The following is an 11,103-nucleotide window of genomic DNA, read 5'->3' on the forward strand; positions in this document are numbered from 1 at the left end:
CGAGCGGCGGCATTGGAGAAGCGAGAACCCCAGAAACGACAAAGCCCGCACTTGGCGGGCTTTGCGGGGTGTTCCCTGAGCATCCGTGTTGGATGGAGGGTAACAACGATCTGGCGCACCAGGCGGGATTCGAACCCACGACCCCTGCCTTCGGAGGGCAGTACTCTATCCAGCTGAGCTACTGGTGCGTTGCGGGGCGCAATCATACGCATGTCGCTGGCGTGCGTCCATGCTGCTGGTGGGGCTCGTCTGGCGGGTGGGGAAGGCGGGCTTCGGCTATAAAGAGGGGCGGTGCGAATGCCGATGATCGGCTGGGTTGTTAATTTTCTCGAACGGCCTATTGCCCTTTAACCCTGCTGATCTTAGGATCTGTTTGATATTTCAAACGGTGCATGTGGTTACGCTGAACTCTGGGCGTTACACCCCGTTCGAACGGCCAGGCAGTGGCTAATCTGTCGCTCTACCCATACCTGGGTTCGCTCCCAGCTTCTTTCGTCATCTTCTGGTGCCGTGGTGCCAGGATAGAGGAGACCGCCATGCAACTGAAAGACGCTCAACTGTTCCGCCAGCAGGCTTTCGTCAACGGTGCCTGGGCTGATGCCGACAGCGGCCAGACCATCAAGGTGACCAACCCGGCCACCGGTGACGTGATCGGTACCGTGCCGAAGATGGGTGCGGCCGAGACTCGCCGTGCCATCGAGGCGGCCGACAAGGCGCTGCCGGCCTGGCGTGCTCTGACTGCCAAGGAGCGTTCCGCCAAGCTGCGTCGCTGGTATGAGCTGATGCTGGAGAACCAGGACGACCTGGCGCGCCTGATGACCATCGAGCAGGGCAAGCCACTGGCCGAGGCCAAGGGCGAAATCGCCTACGCAGCGTCCTTCATCGAGTGGTTCGCCGAAGAAGCCAAGCGCGTCTATGGCGACACCATCCCGGGGCACCAGGCCGACAAGCGCCTGATCGTCATCAAGCAGCCGATCGGCGTTACCGCGGCCATCACGCCGTGGAACTTCCCGGCCGCGATGATCACCCGCAAGGCCGGCCCTGCGCTGGCCGCTGGTTGCACCATGGTGCTCAAGCCGGCTTCGCAGACGCCGTACTCCGCTCTGGCTCTGGCCGAGCTGGCCACCCGTGCCGGTATCCCGGCTGGCGTGTTCAGCGTGGTGACCGGCAGCGCTGGCGACATCGGCAGCGAGCTGACCGGCAACCCGATCGTACGCAAGCTGTCGTTCACCGGCTCCACCGAAATCGGTCGCCAGCTGATGGCCGAGTGCGCCCAAGACATCAAGAAGGTGTCGCTGGAGCTGGGTGGCAACGCGCCCTTCATCGTGTTCGACGATGCTGACCTGGACAAGGCCATCGAAGGCGCGATCATCTCCAAGTACCGCAACAACGGCCAGACCTGCGTGTGCGCCAACCGCATCTACGTGCAGGACGGCGTCTACGATGCCTTCGCCGAGAAGCTCAAGGTCGCGGTCGAGAAGCTGAAGATCGGCAACGGTCTGGAAGACGGCACCACCACTGGCCCGCTGATCGACGAGAAGGCCGTGGCCAAGGTCAAGGAGCACATCGAGGACGCCGTTTCCAAAGGCGCCAAGATCCTCTCCGGCGGCAAGGCCCACGCTCTGGGTGGCACCTTCTTCGAGCCGACCATTCTGGCCGACGTACCGAAGAATGCGCTGGTCTCCAAGGACGAAACCTTCGGCCCGCTGGCGCCGCTGTTCCGTTTCAAGGATGAAGCCGAAGTGATCGCCATGGCCAACGACACCGAGTTCGGTCTGGCTTCCTACTTCTACGCCCGTGACCTGAGCCGCGTGTTCCGTGTGGCCGAGGCGCTGGAATACGGTATGGTCGGCATCAACACTGGCCTGATTTCCAACGAAGTGGCGCCGTTCGGCGGCATCAAGGCCTCGGGCCTGGGCCGTGAAGGTTCCAAGTACGGCATCGAGGATTACCTGGAAATCAAGTACCTCTGCCTGAGCATCTAGGTAGTCGCTACTGCGCTTCGGTGATGCTGCGTTGGCGGGGCCGGGAAAAATGCTCATTGGCAACAGCCAACTCCGCTTTTTCCCGGCCCCGCCGCCTTGCCTGACCTTCGCTCGCTACGCTCCGATAGTGCGTGAAAGCAAAAATAGTCCCTGTGATCGGGGCGAGTGTTGCAGTCGATCATCGTATGCTGCGACGGCGCTGACCCGGTCATTTCATCCTTGAACCACACCGACGATGAGCGGTGAATGAGGAAGCCATGAGCAAGACCAACGAATCCCTGCTGCAACGCCGCCAAGCCGCCGTACCGCGTGGCGTCGGCCAGATCCACCCGATTGTCGCCGAGCGCGCCGAGAACGCCACCGTGTGGGACGTCGAAGGCCGTGAGTACATCGACTTCGCCGGCGGTATCGCCGTACTGAACACCGGCCACCTGCACCCGAAAGTGGTCGCCGCCGTTCAGGAACAGCTGACCAAGCTGACCCACACCTGCTTCCAGGTGCTGGCGTACGAACCCTACATCGAGCTGTGCGAAGAAATCGCCAAGCGCGTACCGGGCGACTTCGCCAAGAAGACCCTGCTGGTCACCTCGGGCTCCGAAGCCGTCGAGAACGCCGTGAAGATCGCCCGTGCCGCTACTGGCCGTGCTGGCGTGATCGCCTTCACCGGCGCCTACCACGGCCGCACCATGATGACCCTGTCGCTGACCGGCAAGGTGGCGCCGTACTCCGCCGGCATGGGCCTGATGCCTGCCGGTGTGTACCGCGCCATCGCGCCGTGCGAGCTGCATGGCGTCAGCGAAGACGAGTCCATCGCCAGCATCGAGCGCATCTTCAAGAACGATGCCCAGCCTCAGGACATCGCCGCGATCATCATCGAGCCGGTGCAGGGCGAAGGGGGCTTCTACGTCAACTCGCCAGCCTTCATGCAGCGCTTGCGTGCCCTGTGCGACCAGCACGGCATTCTGCTGATCGCTGACGAAGTGCAGACCGGCGCTGGCCGTACCGGTACTTTCTTCGCCACCGAGCAACTGGGCGTCGTGCCGGACCTGACCACCTTCGCCAAATCCGTCGGCGGCGGCTTCCCGATCTCCGGCGTCAGCGGCAAGGCCGAGATCATGGACAAGATCGCTCCCGGTGGCCTGGGCGGCACCTATGCCGGTAGCCCGATCGCCTGCGCCGCGGCCCTGGCCGTGCTGAAGGTGTTCGACGAAGAGAAGCTGCTGGATCGTTCCAACGCCGTGGGCGAGAAGCTCAAGGCCGGCCTGCGCGACATCGCTGCCAAGCACAAGGTGATCGGTGACGTACGTGGCCTGGGTTCGATGATCGCCATCGAGCTGTTCGAAGGCGGCGACCACAGCAAACCGGCTGCCGAGCTGACGGGCAAGATCGTCGCCAAGGCGCGCGACAAGGGCCTGATCCTGTTGTCGTGCGGCACCTACTACAACGTGGTGCGCTTCCTGATGCCGGTCACCATCCCGGACGCCCAGCTGGAAAAAGGCATCGCCATCGTTGCCGAGTGCTTCGACGAACTGGCTTAAGCCACGCCGTTGAAAAGGACCCGCTTCGGCGGGTCTTTTTTTGCCTGCGTTTGCCTGCGTTTGCCTGTCGGGCTGCGGCAGAGCGCTCGCTGACCTGTCTATACTGAGCCTCTTACACCTATGTGAAGAGGTTCATGGATGTCTGCAGCGGCCAGCGCACCGGAAGTTCTCATCGCCGATACCGATCCGTGGACGGCCGATCTGCTCGAGCAACTGGTGCTCGACGTGCGCTGCGACGCCGTGGTGATCCGTGTCAGCGATGGCCAGGCGGCCATGGCACGCTGCAAGCGACGTTTGCCGGAACTGGTGATCGCCGACAGCGAGCTGCCGGGTGTCGATGGCCTGGAGTTGCTGCGCCAGTTGCGCCGCCACCCGCGTACTCCGGCGTTGCCGTTCATCCTCATCAGCGGCCGCCTGGATGCCAACAGCGTGCGCGCCGCCAAGCCGCTGGCACCCACCGCCTATCTGGCCAAACCCTTCAACGCCGAAGCACTGCGCCAGCGCCTGGCTGGGCTGTTGCTCAGCGAGGGCGAGGAGCTGCTGTGCCCGATTCGGCCGCTGCTGGTGAACCGTCTCGAAGATTACCTGGACGCCATGCGCGAAGAAGGGCAGGGCGCGCCGCTATTGGCCTCGGTGCGTGACTCGGTCAGCCAGTACCTGAACAGCAGCGAGCCGAGCCTGCGTGAGCTGGAGCAGGTGTTCACCCGTGACCCGCAGATCACCGCCTGCCTGATCGCCGCCGCCAACAGTGCCGCTCACCACAACGGCTCCCCCTGTCAGACCCTGGCCCAGGCCCTGCCGCGCCTGGGGGTGGCACGCACCCTGAATCTGGTGCTGGGGCTTTCCGTGCAGCGCAACGCCCGGCTCAGTGACCCGCGCCTGGCCGAGCAGGGCGTGCGCACCTGGGCCGCAGCCCAGCGCAGTGCCGAGGTCGCTCACTGGCTGGCCTGCGAACTGTCGCTGGATGCCGAGCTCTGCTACACCGCCGGCCTGTTGCACAACATCGGCGAGCTGGCACTGTTGCGCTGCATGCAGGACTGGCAGGACGCTGGCGGCAGCCTCAGTGATGAGGAAATCGAACAGGCCATCCGCCTGCGCGCCGCCAGTTTCGGCTCGGCGCTGCGTATCCGCTGGCGCCTGCCGTTCGGGCTGCGCGAGCTGGTGGCGGCCTATTACAGCCTCAACAGTGGGGTGTTTTCCCGCGAAGCGCTGGTGCTCAACCTCGCCGGGCATGTGGTCGCGCTCGATGCGTCGCAAAGCCCCAGCGAGCTGCGCGAGGCCCGCTGCGTGCGCCTGTTGCGCCTCGACCCCGGGGTGCTCGAGCGGCTGCCTGCCCAGGCATCCGCCGCATGATTTCGGCATAAATCGCGCTGTAAAAATGTGTCGAAAGCCTGCCCCAAGCGTCTGTTCTCTTGCTCGAAACGGCTCGCTGCCGCCATGCTCGGGGAGCGCCGGATCATTCCGGGCGCGTTTCGGTCAAAGCTCGCTCTGCTTTTCGCAGCGCGGCTTGTCGCTCTGCTCAGGCTCACAAGGATATCGGTGTAGATGACTGACTACGATCTGTTGCTGGTAGGCGCAGGCCCGGCCCATCTCGGGGTTCTGCGGCGCTGGGCGCTGATCGAGCGGCCGGTGGGTCGCATCGCCCTGGTGGCCAGCGCCGCGCACACCTGGTACGCCGGCATGTTGCCGGGGCTGGTAGCGGGGCGTTACAGCGCCGAGGACTGCCAGATCGGCCTGGCCGCGCTGTGCCAGGCTGCCCAGGTCGAACTGATCGTCGCGCCGGTGGCTGCTCTGGATGCCGCCACGCGGCAACTTAGCCTGGGCGATGGCCGCGTGCTGCAGGGCAACTGGCTGTCGCTGAATGCCGGCGACCGGGTCGCCTGCCCGCCCCGCGAGGGCGACGCGATGGATGTGCTGGCGGTGAAGCCGGTGGACAGCTTCATCGCTGGCTGGCAGGCCTGGCAGCGCGAGCCTCAGCCTCTGGCGATTCTCGGTGGCGGCGTGGCCGGGGTGGAAATGGCCCTGGCACTGGCCGATCAGGTACCGCAGCTGGCGCTGTTTTGCGGCGAGCCGCTGCTGGCTGGCCACTGTGCCGGGTTGCGGATGCGCGCCTGGGGCCATCTGCGCATGCGCCGGGTGCAGGTGCGCGAGCATTGTCCGATCAGCCGCATCGACGGTGATTGCCTGATCAGCGGCGACGCGGCGGTGTGGCGTGGCGGTCGGCTGCTGCTGGCCAGCGGCGCCCAGGCATTCCCGTGGATCGCCGACAGCGGCCTGAGCTGCGATGGCGATGGTTTCGTGCACACCGCGCCGACCCTGCAGAGCCATTCCCATCCGCAGATTTTCGCCGTGGGTGATTGCGCCAACCTGCCTGGCGTGCGCAAGAGCGGCCTGTATTCCATGCGCCAGGTGCCGGTGCTGGCCGCCAACCTGAGCGCGGCACTGCGTGGCGGGCCGTTGCGCGACTTCAAGACCAGCGGCCAGCGCCCGCTGCTGCTGGCCAGTGGCGATGGCGGTGCCTTGTTCGGCTGGCGTCAGTGGAGCGCCGGCGGGCAGTTCTACGGGCGCTGCAAGGACTACTTCGACCGCGCCTTCGTCAAGCGTCACAGCCTCAAGCGCTGATCGGCACTCTCCCGGAAGTCGACCCTCTGCTACCAAAGTGCCATAGCCCGGCGCATGATGAGATGGTCAACTCGGCCAGGCGGCTGCCGCGCCTCTACAGATACGCCCTGCGCTGCCGATGAGCTGAAACAAGGCTCGGCGCTTGCTGCGCCCGATATCCCGGCACCATAAAAACAATGAGGTTCGCCATGGGTTCTGGTTTTACGCATGACCGGCTGGCATTGGCCCTGCACGTGCTCGGCCTGCTCGCGTTGCTGGTGGTCTGGCAACAAGTGCACCTGCCGACCTATCTTGGCGTCATCGCGCTGTTGTCGCTGGCCCTGTGGCCGTGGCTCGGGCCCTGGCGCAAGGTTGCTGCGCCGCCTGCCGACGCCGCGCCGGCGGCCTCGCTGGATGAGCTGAGCCAGAGCCTGTCGCAGCACACCTGCCATAACGCCCTGTCGGCCGCCCAGGTGGCCTTCACCGTGCAGCAACTGGCCGGCAAGCTGCAGTCGCAACTGGCGGCGGTCGAACAGATCGGCGAAGGTGCCCACGCCGTGACCCGCACCGAACAGAGCAACGCCGAGCGCGCCGGCCAGACCCTCGGTGCGGCGCAGACCGTGCGCACCAGCAGCGCCACCGGCCAGGCCGAGCTGCAGCAGGCGATCAGCCGCATGCAGCAGCTCAGCGCCCAGGCCGCCGCCAGCCGCGAGCTGATCGATGGCCTCGGGGCGCGTACCGAGCAGATCGAGCAGGTCACCCAGGTGATCCAGTCCATCGCCAGCCAGACCAACCTGCTGGCGCTCAACGCCGCCATCGAGGCTGCCCGCGCCGGTGAACAGGGCCGCGGCTTCGCGGTGGTCGCCGACGAGGTGCGCAGCCTGGCCGGGCGTACCGCCACCGCCACGGGGGAAGTCGGGCAGATGGTCGCCGATATCCGTCAGCAGAGTTCGGCGGTGGTCAACCATATCCAGCGTCAGGCCGAAGAGCTGGAAGCTGCCGCCCGACAGATCGAATTCACCGGTGAGCAACTGCGCGGCATCGCCGACCTGGCGGCCGATGTCGACACTCAGGTGGCGCAGATCAGCGCCGGCACGGCGAGCAACCACGAACACCTGGCCGAGCTGCTGGTGGCGGTCGAGCAACTGCGCGGCGACGTGCGCAGCAGCGAGGATCAGACCCGGCAACTGGGCAAGGCCGCCGAACAACTGGTCGGCCAGGCGGAAAGCGTCAGCGAACAGTTGGCCAGCGTCGGCCTGGACAGCTATCACCAGCGCATCTACGACCTCGCCCTGGAAGGCGCCGCCGCGATCGGTCGGCAGTTCGAGGCGGATATCCAGGCCGGGCGCATCAGCCTGGCGGATCTGTTCGACCGTCAGTACCAGCCGATTCAGGGCAGCTTCCCTGCCAAGTTCCGCACGCGCTTCGACAGCCATGCCGATCAGGTGCTGCCCGCCATCCAGGAGCCGCTGCTCAAGCGCCACGAAGGCCTGGTGTTCGCCATCGCCACCACGCCGGAAGGCTACGTGCCGACCCACAACGAGGCGTTCAATCATCCGCCCACCGGTGACCGCGCCGTGGATACCGTGAAGAGCCGCAGCAAACGGATGTTCAACGACCGCACCGGCATCCGCTGCGGCAGCCACAAACAGCGCCTGTTGTTGCAGACCTACATGCGCGATACCGGCGAACTGATGCACGACCTGTCGGTGCCGATCCATGTGCAGGGCAAGCATTGGGGAGGCCTGCGACTGGGCTATAAACCCGAGCCGTGACAGGCCATTGTTTAGCCGCTGGCTATCTGAAGGTGCGGTAATAACAATTTAACCTGACTATGGCGGCGTGCGAGCCTCGCTGGCATGTCTATCCCGGTCTGCACCTTTGCCCCAGCCATCGCCCTGCCAGCCCTGCGCTCGCGGGGCCGGGCGCCCGAACCCACGGGGCTGCCGCAGACCCTCGCCTTCTGGGCACTCTGGCATTGTCGCCACGCCCGCCCGCCGGATGTTCTTCTGGTCTTCTGATGACACCCATGGCCGCCTGTGCGGCCGAGAAGTCGATCCGGGCCCACTGTCCGCCGTGACGGTCGCCCGTGGCCCATGAGAAGCCATCATGCAATTCGCGCCCTTGCAGGACGCCGAGGATTTCCTCGCGCAGAACCCCGATATCGAGCTGTTCGAACTGTTCATCATCGACGCCAACGGCGTGCCGCGCGGCAAGCTGTTGCACCGTGACGAACTGCTCGCCGTTTACCGCAGCGGCCGACCGCTGCCGAGCACCATCCTTGGTCTGAGCATCAACGGTGATGACGTCGAGGATTCCGGGCTGGTCTGGGACGTCGGCGACATCGACTGTCGCGCCTATCCCCTGGCTGGCAGCCTGGTGCGCCTGCCCTGGCGGCTGATCCCCACGGCGGCGGTGCAGGTCAGCATGCACCCGCAGGACGGCATGCCGGCCAGCATCGCCGACCCGCGCCATGTGCTGGTGCAGGTGATCGAGCGGCTGCAGGCCGAGGGCTTTCACCCGGTGATGGCCTGCGAGCTGGAGTTCTACCTGCTCGATGCCAAGCGCGACGCCCGTGGCCACCCGCAGCCGGCCCTGGATGCCGATGGCGGGCGGCCGCGCAGTACCCAGGTCTATGGCCTGCGCGAGCTGGAGCAGATCGAGCCGTTTCTGGCTGACCTGTACGCTGCGTGCAAGGCCCAGGGCGTCCCCGCACGCACGGCGATTTCCGAATACGCGCCGGGGCAGGTGGAGATCACCCTGGAGCATGGCGATGCGTTGCAGGCCATGGATCAGGCGGTGCGCTACAAGCGCCTGGTCAAGGGCGTGGCGCATCGGCATGGCATGCAGGCCTGCTTCATGGCCAAGCCGTTCGATCATCTGGCGGGCACCGGCATGCACATGCACGTCAGCCTGAACGACGCGGCGGGCCGCAACCTGTTCGCCAGTGAGGCACCCGCAGGGACCCCGCTGCTGCGTTACGCGGTGGGCGGCATGCTCGCCAGCCTGCTCGACTCACTCCTGCTGTTCTGCCCCAACGCCAACTCCTACCGGCGCTTCCAGGCCAACAGCTACGCGCCGCTGGCGCCGACCTGGGGTGTGGATAACCGCACCGTGAGCCTGCGCGTGCCGGGCGGCCCGGCGTTCACGCGGCATATCGAGCACCGTATCTGCGGCGCCGATGCCAACCCCTATCTGGCCGCTGCGGCGATCCTCGCCGGCATTCACCGTGGCATCCGCGAAGAGCTGGACCCCGGTGAGCCCGTCGAAGGCAACGGTTATGCCCAGGCCAAGACCCTGCTGCCCACCGATTGGCTGACCTCGCTGTGCGCGCTGCAGGCCTCGACCTGGGCGCCCGAGGCCCTGGGGGCGGAGTTTCTGCACGTGTACCTGGCGGTAAAGCGCGAGGAGCAGCGGCGCTTCATGGGGGAAGTCGGCGAGCAGGACTGGCGCTGGTACCTGAATCAGGCGTGAGCTTGCACAACATGATTATCGTGGCGCGCTCAGGCGGGCCGCTAAGGAACGGACATGAAAGACACGACGACGGCAGCCGAGCGCAGCCCGTCCTATTACAGCGCGAGCATCGATCAGGACAGCGACTACCCGAGCGTGCAGGGTGAAGTGCGGGTCGATGTGGCAATCATCGGCGGCGGCTTCACCGGCGTGGCCACGGCGGTCGAACTGGCCGAGCGTGGTTTCAAGGTGGCCGTGGTGGAGGCCAATCGCATCGGTTGGGGCGCCAGCGGCCGCAATGGCGGGCAGGTCACCGGCAGCCTGTCTGGCGACGCCGCCATGGCCAAGCAGATGCGCAAGCGGCTGGGTGGGGAGGTCGACGATTTCATCTGGAACCTGCGTTGGCGCGGCCACGACATCATCGAGCAGCGGGTGCGTCGCTACGGCATCGCCTGTGACCTCAAACACGGCCACTTGCATGCGGCGATGAAACCCGCCCACCTCGACGAACTGCGTGCCTCCCATGACGAGGCGCTGCGCCGTGGCATGGAGGCCGACGTGACCCTGCTCGATGCCGGTGGCGTACGTGCCCACCTGGCCAGCGACCTGTACCTTGGCGCGCTGAAGAACACCCGAAACTTGCACCTGCACCCGCTGAATCTGTGTCTGGGCGAAGCGCGGGCGGCCCATAGCCTGGGCGCGCTGATTTTCGAGCACTCGCCGGTGCTGGAGATCGTTCACGGCGCTACGCCGACGCTGGTTACGGCCGAAGGGCGGGTGGTCGCCAATCAGGTGCTGCTGGCCGGCGACGTGTACCACAAGCTGGAGCCTGGAAAGCTCAAGGGCATGATCTTTCCGGCCATGGGCGGCATCGTCACCACCGCGCTGCTGGGCGAGCTGGCGGCGCAGATCAACCCCCAGGACCTGGCCGTTTACGACTGCCGCTTCGTGCTCGACTACTACCGCCTGACTGCCGACGGGCGCCTGCTGTTCGGCGGCGGCGCCAACTACTCCGGACGCGACTCGCGGGATATCGCGGCCGAGTTGCGGCCCGGTATCGAAAGGACCTTCCCGAGCCTGAAAGGCGTGCCCATCGAGTTCCAGTGGAGCTGCGCCATGGGCATCGTCTTGAACCGCATCCCGCAACTGGGCAAGCTGTCGCCCAACGTCTGGTACTGCCAGGGCTACTCCGGCCACGGCATCGCCACCAGCCACGTGATGGGCGAGATCATGGCCGAGGCCATGGGCGGCGAGCTGGCACGTTTCGAGACCTTTGCCGGCTGTTCGCACATCAAGGTGCCGATGGGCGACGTGTTCGGCAACCCGATGCTGGCGCTGGGCATGTGGTACTACCAACTGCTGGAGAAGCTGCGCTAGGCGATCCGGCAAGCGCAGCCCCTCCCGCGGCGGCGAATAGGGGCACACCGCCGTTTTTGCAGGATGGCCACAATCGCTTCGCCCCGAGGTCGGGGCTCCTACGGGGCTGAGGATTGCACGATCCTGTAGGAGCTGCGACCCCGCAGCGA

Annotated in this window: 7 protein-coding genes and 1 tRNA gene; 7 read left to right on the plus strand and 1 reads right to left on the minus strand. The window is 65.9% G+C overall.

Annotated features, from left to right (window positions below; translation table 11 throughout):
- Nucleotides 1–111 precede the first annotated feature (111 nt).
- Nucleotides 112–188 (minus strand) — tRNA-Arg (locus ACT9T4_RS24410).
- A 348-nt stretch (nucleotides 189–536) separates the two neighbouring features.
- Between ACT9T4_RS24410 and gabD the strand changes: the two genes are divergently transcribed.
- From gabD to ACT9T4_RS24445, 7 genes are all read left to right on the plus strand, one after another.
- Nucleotides 537–1,985 (plus strand): NADP-dependent succinate-semialdehyde dehydrogenase, encoded by a 1,449-nt coding sequence (gene gabD / locus ACT9T4_RS24415; protein ID WP_499119399.1) that lies wholly within the window; start codon nucleotides 537–539, stop codon nucleotides 1,983–1,985.
- Between the two features lie 257 nt (nucleotides 1,986–2,242).
- Nucleotides 2,243–3,523, plus strand: a complete 1,281-nt coding sequence (gene gabT, locus ACT9T4_RS24420) for a 4-aminobutyrate--2-oxoglutarate transaminase (RefSeq protein WP_042554202.1) — start codon at nucleotides 2,243–2,245, stop codon at nucleotides 3,521–3,523.
- Between the two features lie 138 nt (nucleotides 3,524–3,661).
- Nucleotides 3,662–4,876 (plus strand): HDOD domain-containing protein, encoded by a 1,215-nt coding sequence (locus tag ACT9T4_RS24425; RefSeq protein ID WP_499119402.1) that lies wholly within the window; start codon nucleotides 3,662–3,664, stop codon nucleotides 4,874–4,876.
- 192 nt (nucleotides 4,877–5,068) lie between these two features.
- Entirely contained in the window at nucleotides 5,069–6,145 is a 1,077-nt protein-coding gene (locus tag ACT9T4_RS24430) for an FAD-dependent oxidoreductase (RefSeq protein WP_042554204.1), read from the plus strand.
- Nucleotides 6,146–6,333: 188 nt separating this feature from the next.
- Nucleotides 6,334–7,899 (plus strand): methyl-accepting chemotaxis protein, encoded by a 1,566-nt coding sequence (locus tag ACT9T4_RS24435; protein ID WP_499119404.1) that lies wholly within the window; start codon nucleotides 6,334–6,336, stop codon nucleotides 7,897–7,899.
- Between the two features lie 334 nt (nucleotides 7,900–8,233).
- Nucleotides 8,234–9,598 carry a glutamine synthetase family protein gene (locus ACT9T4_RS24440; protein WP_499119406.1) on the plus strand — a complete coding sequence of 455 codons (1,365 nt, stop codon included), beginning with the start codon at nucleotides 8,234–8,236 and terminating at the stop codon, nucleotides 9,596–9,598.
- 54 nt (nucleotides 9,599–9,652) lie between these two features.
- On the plus strand, nucleotides 9,653–10,954 hold the full coding sequence (locus ACT9T4_RS24445) for an NAD(P)/FAD-dependent oxidoreductase (protein WP_499119408.1): 1,302 nt from the start codon (nucleotides 9,653–9,655) through the stop codon (nucleotides 10,952–10,954).
- The last annotated feature ends 149 nt before the right edge of the window (nucleotides 10,955–11,103 follow it).

This window comes from Pseudomonas sp. SZ40 (genome assembly GCF_052958135.1).